Origin of the sequence: Micromonospora sp. WMMA1923 (genome assembly GCF_049179195.1) — a bacterium.
Taxonomy (GTDB): Bacteria; Actinomycetota; Actinomycetes; order Mycobacteriales; family Micromonosporaceae; genus Micromonospora; species Micromonospora yangpuensis.
The window spans coordinates 5,022,771-5,038,702 of sequence record NZ_JBMHLZ010000001.1; the positions used below are offsets into that span (position 1 = coordinate 5,022,771).

A 15,932-nucleotide genomic window follows, 5' to 3' on the forward strand; every position below is an offset into this window, starting at 1 on the left:
CGATACCGGTCAACGGCCACCCTTGGCCGGCTTGGCACCACCGGCGCCCTTCGCGGCCGGCTTCGGGTCGGGCTTCTGCGGAGCGGCGGACTTCTTGGCCTCGCTGGCCTTCGGGTCCGGCTTCTTCGGAGCGGCCTTCTTCGCGTCAGCAGACCCCTTGGCGGCGGCCTTCTTGGCCGGCTGCTTCTTGGCGGCGGAGCCGCCTGAGCCGCCTGAGCCGCCCGAGCCGACGGACTTCTTCGTCGCGGCCTTCGACTTCGCCTTGGCGGCCGGCGGCTTCGTCGCCGGTGCCGTGCCGGCCACCCCGGCCACCTGCACCCCGCACCGGGTCTCGCCGAGGCGGAACTCCACAGGCAGCGGGTTCACCCCGGTGTAGGTGCCGGTCAGGGCGACCTTCTCCGACTTGCCCGGCGCCACCGCCGGCCGGTTGGCAGCCGGCCGGACCAGCACCGTCTCGCCCTGCTGGCGAACTGTCGGGGCGGGCCGGGTCAGCTTCTGCTCGGCCGGGAAGCTGAAGTGCACGGTCCAGTCGCGCAGCTCCCGCCGGCCGGTGTTGGTGAGCGTCAGGTCGGCGGCGAACTCCCGGCCGTTGTCCGACCGCAGGGTGTAGGCCACCGCGCAGCTCACCGGCGGCTCCAACCCCATCCGGGCCTCCGTCGGCTGCTCCGCGCCCCCACTGGCCGGGCTGTGCTGCGACGCCACCCCCCACATCGCGGCGGTGACCGCGACGAACCCGGCCGCGACCAGCCCGGCCTCCACCCGCCGCCGCCGGGCGCTGACCCGAGGGCCACCGCTCAGCCTGCCACCGCTCTGGCGGCCACCGTCCAGCCCGCCACCGACCGGTAGGCCGTTGACCGGCCCGTTGTCGACCGACCCGCCCATGAGCCGCCGGCCGATCAGCCCGCCGCCGGCCCGCCGGCCGAGCAGCCCGCCGCCACCGTGCCGACCGCCGCCGGCCCGCCGGCCGAGCATCCGCCGGCCCCGCCGGGCCTCGGTGAAGGGCAACGCGTCGGTGTCGACCCGCCAGGGCAGGATCGTGGTACCGGCGTTCGCCAGCACCCCGGGATCCACCGAGGCGGCCGGCGAGACCGGCACGATCGCCGGCACCCCGGCAGCGTCGGCCAGGGTACGGGCCAGCTCGGCGGTGCCCGGCCGGTCCTCGGGGCGCTTGGCCAGACAGCGCCCGACCAGCTCGGTGACCGCGTCCGGCAGGCCCGGCACGGGTGGCAGCGGCTCGGGATCCTGGAACATGTGCGCCCGCAACAGCTGGGTGGTGCTGGACGCGTCCCAGGGCAGTCCGCCGGTGAGCATCCGGTAGAGGAGCAGGCCGACCGCGTACACGTCGGTGGCCGGCAGGACCTGGCCGTCGTCGAGCCGCTCCGGGGCGACGTACGCCGGGGTGCCGAAGACGGTGCCGTCGGCGCCCTGCTCGCTCACCCCGACCAGCGCGGAGATGCCGAAGTCGACCACCTTGACCCCGGTCGCGGTGAGCATCACGTTGCCCGGACTGACGTCCCGGTGCACCACCCCGCGGGCGTGTGCGGCGGCCAACGCCGAGGCCACCTCGGCTCCGATGGTCACCGCCTCCCGCCAGGGCAGCCGGGCGTCCCGGCCGAGCCGGGCGCTCAGCGGGACGCCGTCGACCAGCTCCATCACCACGTACGGCACGGTCAGGCCGACCTGCACCGACTCGCCGTAGTCGTACACGCCGGTGATGTTGGGGTGGGCCAGCCGCGCGGCGGCCTGCGCCTCGATCCGGATCCGGTGCCGGAAGGCCCGGTCGCTGGCCAGCCGGGAGGCGAGCACCTTCACCGCCACCTGCCGGCCGAGCACCTCGTCGTAGCCACGCCACACGACGGACATGCCGCCCGCGCCGAGCTGCTCGACCAACCGGTACCGCCGACCGAGCAGCTGTGCGCCGTTACGGACCACTCCACCCATGGTCGGAGGAGTTGCCCGACAAGCCCCGGGCTACACCTGGATGATGGCATTCGGTCAGGGATGTCACCTGATCAGGCGGTGTCGCCCCGATCCGCCGACGCCTACCCGGTCGGCCGGCCCCGGCGGGGCGCAGCTGGTCAGGCGGTGGCCAGCAGCTGGTCCACCGGGGCGTAGTCGTCGGTGAGCACCAGCGCGTCGTCCACGAACTCGGCCAGCTCCGCCCCGGACAGCAGGCGTACCGGCTCGGTCAGGGTGCCCAGCTGGTTCTGCAGCGCGGGCAGCGGCAGCGGTGAGTCCGAGGCGACGATGACGAAGTTGCTGCCCTGCCGCCCGGCCAGCGAGGCCGGCGGGGCGATCAGCGCGACGTGCTCGAACTCGGCCGCGACGGTGGCCAGCTCGGCGCGGATGAACCGCAACGGCGGATAGTCGATGACGTTCTGCACGTAGGTACCGCCGGGGCGCAGCACCCGCCGGATCTCGGCGGCCATCTCCCGGGTCGCCAGGTGCCACGGCACCACGAGGTGCCCGAACGCGTCCCCGACCACCAGGTCCCGGCTCGCGCTCGGCTCGGCGGTGAGCAACATCCGGGCGTCACCGACCCGCACCCGGAACTGCGGGCCGGTCCGCAGGTCCAGCTCCGCCCGGCTCAGGTCGACCAGGCCACCGTCGATCTCGAACACCAGGTTGTCGGTGCCCGGCCGGGTGGCCGTCAGGTACCGGGGGATGGTGAACCCGCCCCCGCCCAGGTGCAGGGCGTCGACCCGGTCCCCCACCGGCGCGACCACGTTCGCCGCCGCGCCGAACCACTTGGTGTACTCGTACTCCAGGTGGGTCGGATCGGCCAGGTCGATGTACGAGTGCTGGGCGGAGTTCAGCAGCAGGGTCCGCCCGCTCTCCCGCGCCGGGTCGGCCTCCACGCTCGCGCAGTGGTACGCGGTCTCGATGTCGCACGGGTTCGGCGCGATCGTGGTCAGCCCCGCCCCGACCAGCCCCAACACCGTCAACGCCACCCGGGTACGCGCCGGACCGGGCAGCCGGCCCGCCTGGTCCTGCCGGCGCAGGTGCACCCAGAGGCCGATCCCGACCACCGCCAACGCGACCGCCGTGGCGAGCACGATCGTCGTGCTGGTGAGCGTGGCCACCAGCACGAACCCGGTGGCCAGGGTGGCCGTGATCCCACCCAGGGTGCCGATCCCGGAGAGCTTGCCGACCACCTGGCCGGTGCGGCGCAGGTCAGCGAGCTGGAGCTTGACCACCAGCGGGGTGATCGCCGAGAGCAGCATCGCCGGCACGAAGACGGCCAGCGCGGTGAGCAGCAGTACGGCGCTCTCCGCGCCGCCGCGCAGCGACTCGCCGGCGTACCTGACGATCGGCAGGGTGACCGCGGTGGCGATGGCCGAGAGCACCAGCGCCGGGGCCAGCAGCGGACGCGGATCACGCCGGTCGGCGATCCAGCCGCCCGCCCACGCCCCGTACGCGATGGCGGCCAACGCCACCGCGATGACCGAGCTGGTGACCTGGAGGGTCACCCCGACGTACGGGCCGACCAGACGCAGGGCCACGGTCTCCAGCACCAGCACGGCACCGCTGGAGAAGAAGACCAGGAAGGCGGCGAGACCCGCCGGCAGGGCGCGCACCGGCGGCGGACCGGCCTCGGCCGGTGGATCCACCACCTCGGGAGTTGAGCTGCTCATCGCTGCGATGGTACGCACCCGGACGGACGCATCAGTGCATCGAGGTGTGAACGTGGTTCGTGTGGTCGGCGGCCGGGCTGCCGCTGCCGCTGTAGGACCGCCAACCGGTGCCCGGGTGCCAGATCTGCCGGTACCAGATCACGTAGAGGATGCCGAGGCGGCTGGCGTTGCGGACCTGCCAGGCGGCCAGGCTGTCGCCGTACGACTTGTCCCCGCCGGTCGCGGTCTTGTCCTGGAAGCCACCGGCGGCGGCCGAGAAGTCACAGGCCCGGCCCTTCGGGTGCTCGCCCGACCCGCCGCTACGGAAACACGACGCGTACCGCTTGTAGCCGGCCGCCTTGGTCTCCTGCAGCATGTTGAGCGTCCGGGGGGTGATGCAACCGTTGGCCGGCGTCGGGTCGTTCACCGAGCAGGACTCCCCCGGCCACGACCCGTCGGAGTTACGCGGCGCCGGGCGGGCCGAGGAGGAACTTCCGCCGCTGAACCCGGCGCTGGTGCCGGTGCTGACCGCGGCGAGCGCCCGCTCGGCCTCCTTCTTCTTCTTCGCCATCGTGGCGACCTGCTTCTGCTGCTCCCGGACCTCGGCGTCGATCCCCTTCTTGGCCTCGGCAGCCTCGGCCCGGGTCTCGATCAGGGTGGCCAGCCGCTTGCTGTCCCGCTGGGCCATCACGTCCAACGCGGCCACCCGGTCCAGGAAACTGTCCGGGGTGTCGGCGTTGAGCAGCATCGCCGGGGCGGTCAACCGACCCGTCCGGTACGACTGCGCGGCCACCTCGCCAACCTGCTCGGTCAGCCCGACCAGCCGCTGCTCGACCGTCTTCAGGTCGGCGGTCAGCTTCTTCTGCCGCTTCTGGGAGGCCTCCAGCTTGTTCTTCGCCTCGATGTGCCCCTTGGCGGTGCTCTCCAGGGCGTCCCGCAGCTTCTTCGTCCCGCCCTCGTTCGGCTCGGCGTACGCCGGCACCGCGCCGACACCGAGCAGCACCGTCACGGCGGTCAGCAGGGCGACCAGCAGCCGGCCGCCCCGACGCCGGATGACCATCGTCCTCGGCACGAGAGTGTCCTTCCGTCAGCCGTCGGTGGCCCCGCATCGGCAGGGCCGAGATGGCGATCGATCCGATCGAGGACCCCGCCCGGCGCCGTCCGGCGGCCCACTGGCGGTGACCGCAGGTCACGATACCGGACCTCGCGCCCCGGACCCGCCCGCAGAACCCTCCCCCCGCAAAACATCAACCCAACGCACTCCCCCCCTCACCGTAAGGAAGGGCCCCCTGTTAACGCTTTTGGTCGAGCGGGGCACCCCTCTCACACCTCGGGTCGGGGTAGCACGGGGCGAAGCGAGGCCGGCGGGGGCGGGTCAGTCGGCGAGGAGCGCCGCGTGGGCCTCGGTCCAGACGTCCTCGGAGATCGCGACCAGCAGGCCCTGGTGCTCGTCGGCCGGGTGGTAGTCGGTGCCGTCGAAGCGACGGGCGACCCCGCCGGCCTGGCGGACCAGCAGCGTGCCGGGGACGTGGTCCCAGGGCAGGGTACGCCAGAAGAGGACGAAGTCCCGCTCACCGGTGAGCAGGTCGAGGTACTCCCGACCGGCGCAGTGCTGCCCGGGGAGCAGCCCGCCGAGCCGTTCACCGCCGGCGGAGACCCGGGCCCGGGTGGCCGGCGGCAGGAACCAGGTGGTCGCGCTGCCGCGCAGCCCGCCCGGCGTACGCCCGGTGGTGCGTGGGGTGACCGGCTGGCCGTCGAGGCGGGTGCCCTCGCCCACCCGGGCGACCGCGAGGTTGTCGGCCAGCGGGTCGAGGATCCAGGAGGCGACCGGATCGCCGTCGGTCAGCAGGGCCACCATCAGCGCGAACGGTCGCTTGCCGGCGGCGAAGTTGGAGGTGCCGTCGACCGGGTCGACCACCCAGACGTCACCGGTACTCCGGACGTGCCGCAGCAGGGTCGGGTCGTCGGCGACCGCCTCCTCGCCGACCACCACCGAGCCGGGGCGCAGCCGACGCAGGCCGGCGGTGATCGCCTCCTCGGCGCGCTGGTCGGCGATGGTGACCAGCTCGCCGGGGGCCTTCTCGGTGACGTCTGCGGCGTCCAGCTTCCGGAACAGGGGCAGGACGATCTCGGCGGCGGTGTCCCGCAGCAGCTCGCCGACGTCGTCCAGGAGCAGGTCAGCCACGCGGCGGCAACTTGACCACGCTGACGAAGAACTCGTCGATCTGGCGTACCACGGAGATGAACCGCTCGAAGTCGACCGGCTTGGTCACGTAGGCGTTGGCGTGCAGCTGGTAGCTGCGCAGGATGTCCTCGTCGGCCTGCGAGGTGGTGAGTACCACGACCGGGATCCGGCAGAGGTGCTCGTCCTTCTTGATCTCCTCCAGCACCTCCCGGCCGTCCCGGCGGGGCAGGTTCAGGTCGAGCAGGATCAGGTCCGGGCTGACCGCGTCCGCGTACCGGCCCTCCCGACGCAGGTACGCCAGCGCCTCGGCGCCGTCGGAGACGACGGTCAGCCGGTTGCGGAGCTTGTGCTCCTCGAACGCCTCCTGGGTCATCAGGACGTCCCCCGGGTCGTCCTCGACCAGCAGCACCTCGATCGGGCTCTTGCCGTCCGCCGGCGCGGTCATCGCACTGTCTCCTTCGTGCCGTCCGTACCGCCGTCGCCTGAGGCCCGCGCGGTGTCCTTCCGTGCCGTCTGCCGCCCCACCGGCCCAACCGACTCCGGCCCGGCCGACTCCGGGTCGGCGGCCGTCGAGCCGGTACCGCCAGCAGTCGCCCCGTCCGCACCGGTCCCGCCCGGCGCAGCCGGGCCACCCGGGGCTGCCGACTCACCTTCCGCAGCTGCCTCACCACCGGTCGTACCGTCGGCGGTTGTCTTCACCGTGGCGGCCTCGACGTCCTCGGCGGTGGCCGGGACGGTGAACCGGATCGCCGTGCCCTGCGGGCTGTCGGTGTCGACCCAGACCCGGCCACCATGGTATTCCACGATCTTCTTGACGATGGCCAGACCGATCCCGGTGCCCGGGTAGGCGTCCTTGGAGTGCAGCCGCTGGAAGATCACGAAGATCTTGTCGGCGAACTCCGGCTCGATCCCGATGCCGTTGTCCTGGCAGCTGATCTCCCACTCGCCGTCGACCAACTTCGCCGAGACGTGCACCTTCGGCGGTACGTCGGGACGCCGGAACTTGATCGAGTTGCTGACCAGGTTGGCCAGCAGGTTGGTCAGCAACGGCTCCTCGCCCCGGATCACCGGCAGCTCGTCCCAGGTCAGCTCGGCGTCGGCGTACTGCCGGGCGGCCTCGGTCTGGCCGGCCACGTCCCCCATCACCTTGTTCAGGTCGACCTCGGTGAAGCCGGTGGTGAGCCGCCCGATCCGGGAGAACGCCAGCAGGTCGTTGATCAGACGCTGCATCCGCTGCGCACCGTCCACCGCGAAGGCGATGTACTGGTCGGCCCGCTCGTCCAGCTGCCCCGCGTACCGGCGTTGCAGCAACTGGCAGAAGCTGGCCACCTTGCGCAGCGGCTCCTGCAGGTCGTGCGAGGCCACGTAGGCGAACTGCTCCAGGTCACGGTTGGAGCGCACCAGCTCCTCGGCCTGCTTCTGGAGCTGGCTGTTGACCCACTCGATCCGCTCCCGGGCCTCCCGGACCTCGTCGAGGTCCCGGGCGATCTTCTGCCGCATGGCGTCCACGTCGTCGGCGAGCCCGAGGAACTCCGGCGGCCCCGCACCACTGATCCGGTGCTGGTAGTCGCCGTCGGCGACCTCCCGTACCTGACCGGCCAGCGAGGTCAACGGTCGGATGACCATCTTCTCCAGCGACAACAGCAGCACCGCGCCGGCCACCGCGACCACCACCGCCGCGATGATCAGGAGCAGCACCAGCAGGTCACCGGTACGCTCGATGTTGGCGACCACCGTCGCGCGGGCGGTGAGGATCTCGGCCTGCAACGCGTCGATCGCGGACCTTATCCCGTCGAACCGCTGCCGGGCCTGGTCGTTGAGGAGCGCCTGACCGGCTGCCGTACCGGCGGTCTCCGTCGTGTTGATCACCGGCTCGGCCACCAGCCGCCGCCACTGTTCGGCCTGCTCCTCGACCGCGCGGAGCTCCTGCGCGATCTCCGGGTAGTCGTCGATCAGCTCGGTCATCTCGGCGGTGACGGTCCGCTCCTGGCGCACCCCCTCCTCGTACGGGACGAGGTCGGCCCGGTTGCCGCTGACCGCGTACCCGCGGATCGAGGTCTCCTGGTCGAGCAGGGCGCTGAGCAGCTGCTGCCCGTGCACCCGCAGCGGGCCGGTCTCGGTGAGCGCCGCCTCGGTGTAGTTCCGGTTCTGGGTGGCGACCACCGCCTCGGCCCCGGCCAGCGCGACCAGCGCCACCCCCACCACGGTGAGCATGGCGACCACCCGGCGGCGCAGGGTCCAGCCACGTCCGGCCCCGGTCACCGCCCACCACCCCGACTGACCAGCAGCATCGCCACGTCGTCGGCGAGCGGACCGCCGTTGATCTGCTCGGCCCGCCCGACCAGCCAGGCGGGCAACTCGGACAGCGGCACCGCGTGGTTGGCCGGCTCGTCCAGCAGACCCACCAGGCCGGGCACGTCCAGCCGCTCGTCGCCGCCGTCCACCCGCCCCTCGATCAGGCCGTCGGTGTACATCAACAGGGACCAGTCATCGGTGTCGAACTCCAGGTCGAAGGCCACGGGCCGGCGGGGTCGTACGCCGAGCAGCAGTCCGCCCGGTGCCGGCACCGGCGCGACCTTACCGCCGGCGAGCAGCAGCGGTGGCGGGTGCCCCGCCAGGCGTACGGTCGCCCGGTTGGCGGCGAGGTCCAGCCGGGCGGTGGCCACCGTCGCGAAGATCTCCTGGAGCCGGCGCTCACTCATCAGCACCTGCTCCAACGCCGGCAGCACCTCGTCGTCGGGCACCCCGGCCAGGATCAGCGCCCGCCAGGCGACCCGCAGCTCGACACCGAGGGCGGCCTCGTCCGCCCCGTGCCCGCAGACGTCGCCGACGATCAGGTCCACCCGGTCCGGCCGGGTCTGCACCACGTCGTAGAAGTCCCCGCCGATCAACGCGGCGTGCCGGCCCGGCCGGTAGAAGGTGTTGACCCCGATCTCCTCGGTGGACATCAGCGGCTGGGGCAGCAGGCCGCGTTCCAGTCGGGCCGACTCGGCCTGGCGCAGCTCGACCTCACGCAGCCGGCGGGCGTTCTCGTCGGCCCGTTTCCGCTCCACCGCGTAGCGCAGCGCGCGGGTCAGCAGGACCCCGTCGACCTGCCCCTTGACCAGGTAGTCCTGGGCTCCCTCGGCAACCGCGACGATGCCCAGGTGCTCGTCGGAGCGGCCGGTCAGCACACACACCGCCGCACCGCTGGACATCTCCAGCACCTGCCGCAGCCCGTCCAGACCCTGCGCGTCGGGCAGCCCCAGGTCGAGCAGGACGCAGTCCACGCCCATCACCCGCTTGCGGGCCTCGCTCAGGCTGGTGGCCACCAGCAGGTCGATCATCGAGTTGGTCTCGGCGAGCAGCTCACCGACCAGGAAGGCGTCGCCCTCGTCGTCCTCGACCAGCAGCACCCGCAACCGCTCACCCGGCGGCAGGTTGGGGTGGGGCCCGTAACCGCCGTGCGGGTACGACGACTCGACCGCGGGACCGGCCCGGCCGGCCATCCGGGGTGACCGGGTGGCCTCCGCGAGGCGCGGGAGATCGCTGGTGATGTCAGGCTCCTTCCGAGTCCTCGCCGAGCATGTATTAGACAACGGTCGCACACAACGCGCCCGCGCCGGCACCGGCATGTCCCGCAGTGGGCCAGGATGGTGCCCACCCCCACCCCCGAGGAGACCCAGTGGGCGTACCCCGTACCCACGCCGAGGACCGGGCCCTGGCCCGACCCCGCAACCGTCCGCTCGCCGCGCTGCTCGCGCTCCTCGCCCTGGTGGCGGTGGGTGCGGGCAGCCTGCTCGACCTGCGTACCCCGACGCCCCTACCGGCCGACGCACCGGTCGACCAGTTCAGTGCCGGCCGGGCGTTCCCGCACGTCGAGCAGGTCGCGGCCGAGCCGCACCCGGCCGGCAGTCCGGCCAACGACCGGGTACGCCAGCACGTCGAGGGCACGCTGCGCGCGCTGGGCCTGGAGACCGAGGTGCAGGACCTGGTCGCCCCGGAGGCCGGCCAGCTCAGCGGGGCGGCTGCCGGGGCCACCCTGGCCCGGGTACGCAACGTGGTGGCCCGGCTACCCGGCACCGATCCGACCGGTCGGGTCTTCCTGGTCGCGCACTACGACTCGGTGCAGACCGGGCCGGGCGGCAACGACGACGCGGCCGGCACCTCGGCGATCCTGGAGGTGGCCCGCGCGCTGACCAGCGGAGACCGCCCCCGCAACGACATCGTCTTCGTGCTCACCGACGCCGAGGAGGCCTGCCTCTGCGGCGCGGCGGGGTTCGCGGCCGAGCATCCGCTGGCCGCCGACGGTGGCGTGGTGATCAACCTGGAGGCGCGCGGCTCCACCGGGCCGGTGATCATGTTCGAGACGTCCCGGGACAACGCCGCCCTGGTCGACGTCTTCGGCCGGGCCGCACCCCACCCGGTCGGCACCTCCTTCGCGGTGGAGGTCTACCGGGCGCTGCCCAACGACACCGACTTCACCGCCTTCCTCGACGCCGACTTCGTCGGGTTGAACTCGGCGTACATCGACGGTGGGGCGATCTACCACACCCCGCTGGACACCCCGGCCGCGCTGGACCGGGGCAGCCTGCAACACCACGGCGACAACGCGCTCGGCCTGGCCCGGGAGTTCGGCCGGATCGACCTGACCGACCTGGGCGCCGACCACGACGCCACGTACTTCCCGGTGCCGGGCGGACTGGTCCGCTACCCCGGCTGGCTGACATGGCCGCTGGCGCTGGCCGCGCTCCTGGCCGTCGCCGCGCTGGGCTGGTTCGCCCGACGGCGGGGCCGGGCCACCGGACGCCGGCTCGTCGCCGCCTTCGGGTTGGCGCTCGCCCCGCTCGTCGTCGCCCCGCTGGGCGCGCAGGGGCTCTGGCTGGGCATCACCGCACTACGTCCGGGCTACGCCGAACTGCTCGACCCGTACCGGCCTACCTGGTACCGCCTCGCCGTGCTCACCCTCGCCGTGGCGGTGGTGTCCGGCTGGTACGCGCTGCTGCGCCGGTGGGCCGGACCGGCCGCACTGGCCGTCGGCGTACTCGGTTGGCTGGCCCTGCTCGGGGTGGTCTTCGCGGCGCTGGCCCCCGGTGGGGCGTACCTCTTCACCCTGCCGGCCCTGGTCGGCGCGCTCGGCGGCCTGATCGCGCTGGCCACCCGGGTCGACGGCCCGTGGCCGGTGATCGCGGCGACCGTCGTCGCGGCGGTCGGCGTGATCGTGCTGCTACCCACCGCGATCCTGCTCTTCCCGGCCCTGGGCATGGCGATGGGCGGGGTGGCCGCGCTGGTCACGGTCCTGCTCGGCTTCGCCGCGCTGCCCGTGGTGGACCTGCTGCACCCACCGGCCGGCGGCGCCCGCGGCCTGACCGCGCTACGCCACCGCCGCCTGGGCCTGCTGCCCACCCTCGCCGCCGGCCTGGCCGCCGCGATCTTCGCCGGGGTCGGCCTGGCCGTCGACCGCTTCGACGCCGACCACCCCGTCCCCACCCACCTGATGTACGCCCTCGACGCCGACACCGGCACCGCCCGCTGGCTCAGCCGCGAGACCGACCCCCAACCCTGGACCGCCGGGTACGTCGCCGACACCGGCCCGGTCGACGGCTTCCCCGGCCTCGGGGCGGGCGACCTGCGCACCGGCCCGGCCCCCGCCGCCGACCTGCCCGCCCCGAAACTGGAGGTACTCGCCGACACCGGCACCGGTCCGGCCCGCACCCTGCGGCTGAAGCTCACCCCGCAACGCCCGGTCCGGCTGGCCAGCCTGCACGTCGACCTGGACACCGCAACGGTCACCAGCCTCACCGTGGCCGGCCGCCCGGTGCCGCTGGGCCGCCCGGAACACCGCTGGAACCTCGGCGTCGTCTTCCACGCCCCACCACCGGAGGGCATCGAGATCACCCTGACCGTCTCGTCCAAGCCGGGCCGTCAGCTGGCACTACGCGTGATGGACGGCAGCGACGGGCTGGACGCGCTACCCGGCTTCCGCCCCCGCCCGCCCGACGTGGGCGTGGTCGGCTCACACAGCTCCGAACTCCTAGCCATAGCCCGCACCTACTCGGTGTAAGGAAGGGCCCCCTGTTAACGCTTTAGGTAGAGCGGGGCACCCCTCTCACACCCCGGGACGAGGCTCGTCGGTATGAGGCTGGGGTTCGTCGGGCGTCGGGGCGAGGCTGGCCGGGGCTCGTCGGGGTCGGAGCGGGGTTGGCCGGGGCTCATCGACGTCGGGTCGGGCTGCTACGGGCTCGTCGACGTCGGCTGCGCCCGGCCGGACCGCCGGTGTCAGGGCCGGGATTCAGCGGCTCGGGAGCAGGGCCGGCCGGACCGCCGGTGTCAGGGCCGGGATTCGGCGGCTCGGGAGCAGGGCCGGCCGAAGTCATGGCACTTTCATCAGAGGCGAGCAGGACCGCACAACGGTGACCATGCACCCAAAGGCATAGACGAAATGAAATGCCCAGCTCCGAAGGAGCGACGAAAGTGCGCTTCCCACAAAGGGCCGAACCACCCATCGCGCTGACCAGAACACCCGACAGGCCAGAGAAACACGGCACAAACACCACCAAGATCGCCCTCAACCACTCCGGGTGGCGCGAGACGGGTGGGTGGGGCGGTTCCCCTCCTGCGTGAACGCGTTGCCGACGTGCTTTTTTGGGGATGTGGTGGTCTCGGGCGGGCCGCATGCAACTACATCCCCGAAATTGCGCGGGGAGGGTGGGTGGGAGGGAGGGAGCAAGGGAGGGAGGGGCGCTATTTCCAGCGGAAGTGGACGAAGAGGCGGCCGAAGTTCTTGGAGTCCTTCTCCACCCGGTGGTAGAGCTGTTTGACGTCCTTCTGGTCGAGGAACCGCAGCACCCGCTTCTTGAGCTGGCCGGAGCCCTTGCCCGGGATGATCTCGACGAGAGTGGCCTTCTTCGCCACCGCCTCGTCCATGATCCCGCGCAGCGCCCGGTCGATGTCCTGGCCCCGGTTGAAGATGTCGTGCAGATCCAGCTTGAGCTTCATACCCCGCCCACCGTCATGCTCCGCCCACCGTCCGCTCAGCTCCGCCGCGTGGCAGGCCGGTGGAACCGACCCGCCACGACAGGCGGCGTTCAGCCGCCCTGACGACCCATGGTAGGGCCGTTGACCCGGGACTCGACCCGGCGCAGGGCGGTGAGGTAGTCGTCGTTGGTGCCGTGCATGGCAGCTGCGATGCGCAGGTGCCGCAGGGCGTCCGCCGGCCGGTTCAGCCGCTCCAGGGTACGGCCCAGCACGTGGTGGGCGTAGTGGTCGGCGGGGTCCCGGTCGACCATCTCCCGCAGCTGCTCCTCGGCCCGGCTGAGCTGGGCGGACTGGAAGTACGCCCGGGCCAGCAGCTGCCGTACGGAGGAGTTGTCCGGCTCGGCCGCGACGATCGGCTCCAGCAGCCGGGCCGCCCCGGTCGCGTCACCGGCCTCGAAGAACACGGTCGCCCGCCGGTACTCGGCCAGAAAGTCCATCCGACCCACCTCCTGGTGTCCAGGTCGCCACTTCACCGACGCTGGCACAACATCGCCCCGACCGCGAGTGTTCCCGCAAGGGAACTTGCCGGGTCAGGAGGTCGGGTCGTACCGGTCGGCGGCCAGGCCCCAGGCGCGGACCCCGCCGACGATGCCGGCGGTGTTCGGCACCACCACCACGTCGTCGCCCATCCGGGCCAGTTGCTCGGGGCGGATCAGCCGGGAGTTGCCGCCGCCCAGGTAGAGCCGGTCCCAGCGGAACACCGGCCGCAGCCCCTCCACCACCTGCCGGATCCGGCGGGACCAGAAGGCGTCGCCGAGGCGGCGGCGTTCCGGCTCGCCGACGTACGTGTCGTAGGTGGTGCCCCAGCGCACCGGGGCGTGGGACAGCTCCAGGTGCGGGGCGAGCACCCCGCCGTCGAAGAGCGCGCTGCCCAGCCCGGTACCGAGGGTCAGGACCAGCTCACAGCCGGTGCCCGCGACCACCCCGGCGCCGTGCACCTCGGCGTCGTTGAGCACCAGCACGGGTACGCCGAACGCCTCGGCGAGCGCCGACCGGGCGTCGTACCCGGACCACTCGGCGAAGAGCGTCGGATCGGTCCGGGAGCGGGGGCCGGAGCGGGTCACGTAGTGCGGGGTGGCCACCACCACGCCGTGCCGGATCATGCCGGGCATCCCGACGGTCACCCGGTCCGCCGTGGGCAGCCGGGCACCCAGCTCGGTCAGGGTCCGCACGAAGAGTTCCGGCGGCAGCGGGTACGGGGTGGGCACCCGCAACGGCCGGGCCCGCATCGTCCCCGCGCCGTCGAGCACCGAGGCCTTGATCCCGCCGCCCCCGCAGTCGATCGCCAGTGTGGTCACCACCCCGGTGAGTCTGCCTCGTGTCCGGTGGACACCGACGACCGGTGGCCGAAACCCGCTGGCGTGGACCGTTAGGCTCGGGATTCTGATGAGTGCCACGATGATCGTCAAGGACCTCGCCGCCGGGCACGGTGACCGGCCGCTCTTCGCCGAGTTGGAGCTGGTGGTCGCCCCCGGTGACGTGGTCGGCCTGGTCGGGGCGAACGGCGCCGGCAAGTCGACGCTGCTGCGTACCCTGGCGGGGTTGGCCCCGGTGGAGGTCGGCAGCGTCGCGTTGAGCCCGCCCACCGCGACCGTCGGGCACCTGCCGCAGGAGCCGGAGCGACGGCCCGGCGAGACGGTACGCGACTTCCTGGCCCGCCGGACCGGGGTGAGCGCCGCGCAGGCCGCGCTGGACGCCGCGACGGAGGCGCTGACCGTCGGCGCGGCCGGAGCCGACGACGGGTACTCGGCGGCGTTGGAGCGGTGGCTCGCCCTCGGCGGCGCGGACCTGGCCGAGCGGGCCGAGCAGGTGAGCGCGGACCTGGGTCTCACCGTCGACCTGGACCATCCGATGACCGGGCTCTCCGGCGGGCAGGCGGCCCGCGCCGGGCTCGCCTCGCTGCTGCTCAGCCGGTACGACATCTTCCTGCTCGACGAGCCGACGAACGACCTGGACCTGGCCGGACTGGCCCGGCTGGAGGAGTTCGTCACCGGGCTGCGGGCGGGCACCGTGCTGGTCAGCCACGACCGGGAGTTCCTCACCCGGACGGTGACCCAGGTGCTGGAGCTGGACCTCGCCCAGCAGCAGATCCGGCACTACGGCGGCGGTTACGCGGCGTACCTGCAGGAGCGGGAGGTGGCCCGCCGGCACGACCGCGCCGAGTACGACGAGTACGCCGACACCCGGGCCGCCCTGCAGGCCCGCGCCCGCACCCAACGGGCCTGGATGGAGAAGGGCGTGAAGAACGCCCGGCGCAAGGCCACCGACAACGACAAGATCGGCCGCAAGTTCCGCGCCGAGGCGACCGAGAAGCAGGCGGCGAAGGCGAAGCAGACCGAACGGCTGATCGAGCGGCTGGAGGTGGTCGAGGAGCCGCGCAAGGAGTGGGAGCTGCGGATGGAGATCGCCGCCGCACCCCGCGCCGGCGCGGTCGTGGCCACCTGCCGGGGCGCGGTGGTACGCCGGGGCGACTTCACCCTCGGGCCGGTGGACCTGCAGATCGACTGGGCCGACCGGGTGGCGGTGACCGGGGCCAACGGGTCCGGCAAGTCCACCCTGCTCGGCGCGCTGCTGGGGCGGCTGCCGCTGGACGCCGGACACACCGCGCTCGGCCCCGGGGTGGTCGTCGGCGAGGTCGACCAGGCCCGGTTGCTCTTCCTCGGCGACCAGCCCCTACTGGAGGCCTTCCGGCTGGCCGTACCGGACCTGTCACCGGCGGACGCACGGACCCTGCTTGCCAAGTTCGGCCTGCGGGCCGGACACGTGCTGCGTCCGGCGGCCACCCTCTCCCCCGGCGAGCGGACCCGGGCGGCGCTGGCGCTGTTGCAGGGGCGTGGGGTGAACCTGCTGGTGCTGGACGAGCCGACCAACCACCTGGACCTGCCGGCGATCGAGCAGCTGGAGACGGCGCTGGCCAGCTACCCGGGCACGCTGCTGCTGGTCACCCACGACCGCCGGATGCTCGACGCGGTGCACACCACCCGCCGCCTGCACGTCGACGCAGGCCGAGTCACCGAACTGGTGTAAGGAAGGGCCCCTTGTTAACGCTTTCGGTAGAGAAGGGTTCCCCGCTCACCGCAGCCCGTTAACAAGGGGCCCTTCCTTGCAATGGGGGG

12 protein-coding genes are annotated in these 15,932 nt (G+C 72.9%); 2 read left to right on the forward strand and 10 right to left on the reverse strand.

Going from position 1 to position 15,932, the window contains the following annotated elements; all coding sequences use genetic code 11:
* Positions 1-9 precede the first annotated feature (9 nt).
* The 7 genes from ACN28G_RS22735 to ACN28G_RS22765 form a co-directional block, all read right to left on the reverse strand.
* Positions 10-1,932, reverse strand: a complete 1,923-nt coding sequence (locus ACN28G_RS22735) for a protein kinase domain-containing protein (protein WP_421480289.1) — start codon at positions 1,930-1,932, stop codon at positions 10-12.
* 146 nt (positions 1,933-2,078) lie between these two features.
* Positions 2,079-3,635: a fused MFS/spermidine synthase gene (locus ACN28G_RS22740; protein ID WP_091444300.1), complete on the reverse strand. Its 1,557-nt coding sequence runs from the start codon at positions 3,633-3,635 to the stop codon at positions 2,079-2,081.
* Positions 3,636-3,666: 31 nt separating this feature from the next.
* Positions 3,667-4,674, reverse strand: a complete 1,008-nt coding sequence (locus ACN28G_RS22745; RefSeq protein ID WP_175440822.1) for a coiled-coil domain-containing protein — start codon at positions 4,672-4,674, stop codon at positions 3,667-3,669.
* A gap of 315 nt (positions 4,675-4,989) precedes the next feature.
* Complete coding sequence (locus ACN28G_RS22750; protein ID WP_421480290.1) at positions 4,990-5,799, reverse strand: inositol monophosphatase family protein; 810 nt, start codon at positions 5,797-5,799, stop codon at positions 4,990-4,992.
* Positions 5,792-6,244 (reverse strand): response regulator, encoded by a 453-nt coding sequence (locus ACN28G_RS22755; RefSeq protein WP_091444308.1) that lies wholly within the window; start codon positions 6,242-6,244, stop codon positions 5,792-5,794. The genes ACN28G_RS22750 and ACN28G_RS22755 overlap by 8 nt, the downstream gene beginning before the upstream one ends.
* Entirely contained in the window at positions 6,241-8,061 is a 1,821-nt protein-coding gene (locus ACN28G_RS22760) for a sensor histidine kinase (RefSeq protein WP_421480291.1), read from the reverse strand. Before ACN28G_RS22760 ends, ACN28G_RS22755 begins: the two co-directional genes overlap by 4 nt.
* On the reverse strand, positions 8,058-9,287 hold the full coding sequence (locus ACN28G_RS22765) for a PP2C family protein-serine/threonine phosphatase (protein WP_229688426.1): 1,230 nt from the start codon (positions 9,285-9,287) through the stop codon (positions 8,058-8,060). The genes ACN28G_RS22760 and ACN28G_RS22765 overlap by 4 nt, the downstream gene beginning before the upstream one ends.
* Before the next feature lie 176 nt (positions 9,288-9,463).
* Between ACN28G_RS22765 and ACN28G_RS22770 the strand changes: the two genes are divergently transcribed.
* Positions 9,464-11,842: a M28 family peptidase gene (locus ACN28G_RS22770; RefSeq protein ID WP_421480292.1), complete on the forward strand. Its 2,379-nt coding sequence runs from the start codon at positions 9,464-9,466 to the stop codon at positions 11,840-11,842.
* Positions 11,843-12,522: 680 nt separating this feature from the next.
* Here the strand turns inward: ACN28G_RS22770 and ACN28G_RS22775 are convergent.
* The 3 genes from ACN28G_RS22775 to ACN28G_RS22785 all read right to left on the reverse strand — a co-directional run bounded on the left by ACN28G_RS22775 (position 12,523) and on the right by ACN28G_RS22785 (position 14,117).
* Positions 12,523-12,777, reverse strand: coding sequence for a Smr/MutS family protein (locus ACN28G_RS22775; protein WP_007073137.1), 255 nt, complete (start codon positions 12,775-12,777; stop codon positions 12,523-12,525).
* An 89-nt stretch (positions 12,778-12,866) separates the two neighbouring features.
* Positions 12,867-13,253: a tetratricopeptide repeat protein gene (locus ACN28G_RS22780; RefSeq protein WP_091444332.1), complete on the reverse strand. Its 387-nt coding sequence runs from the start codon at positions 13,251-13,253 to the stop codon at positions 12,867-12,869.
* A 93-nt stretch (positions 13,254-13,346) separates the two neighbouring features.
* Positions 13,347-14,117: an ROK family protein gene (locus ACN28G_RS22785; protein ID WP_091444336.1), complete on the reverse strand. Its 771-nt coding sequence runs from the start codon at positions 14,115-14,117 to the stop codon at positions 13,347-13,349.
* 85 nt (positions 14,118-14,202) lie between these two features.
* On the opposite strand from ACN28G_RS22785, the gene ACN28G_RS22790 reads away from it, so the two are divergent.
* Complete coding sequence (locus tag ACN28G_RS22790) at positions 14,203-15,843, forward strand: ABC-F family ATP-binding cassette domain-containing protein (RefSeq protein ID WP_421480293.1); 1,641 nt, start codon at positions 14,203-14,205, stop codon at positions 15,841-15,843.
* Positions 15,844-15,932: the final 89 nt, after the last annotated feature.

Coding starts and splice junctions, on each gene's coding strand:
- ACN28G_RS22740 (WP_091444300.1), bottom strand. CDS start 3,635: ATGAGCAGCTCAACTCCCGAGGTGGTGGATCCACCGGCCGAGGCCGGT.
- ACN28G_RS22745 (WP_175440822.1), bottom strand. CDS start 4,674: ATGGTCATCCGGCGTCGGGGCGGCCGGCTGCTGGTCGCCCTGCTGACC.
- ACN28G_RS22755 (WP_091444308.1), bottom strand. CDS start 6,244: ATGACCGCGCCGGCGGACGGCAAGAGCCCGATCGAGGTGCTGCTGGTC.
- ACN28G_RS22765 (WP_229688426.1), bottom strand. CDS start 9,287: ATGGCCGGCCGGGCCGGTCCCGCGGTCGAGTCGTCGTACCCGCACGGC.
- ACN28G_RS22775 (WP_007073137.1), bottom strand. CDS start 12,777: ATGAAGCTCAAGCTGGATCTGCACGACATCTTCAACCGGGGCCAGGAC.
- ACN28G_RS22780 (WP_091444332.1), bottom strand. CDS start 13,253: ATGGACTTTCTGGCCGAGTACCGGCGGGCGACCGTGTTCTTCGAGGCC.
- ACN28G_RS22790 (WP_421480293.1), top strand. CDS start 14,203: ATGAGTGCCACGATGATCGTCAAGGACCTCGCCGCCGGGCACGGTGAC.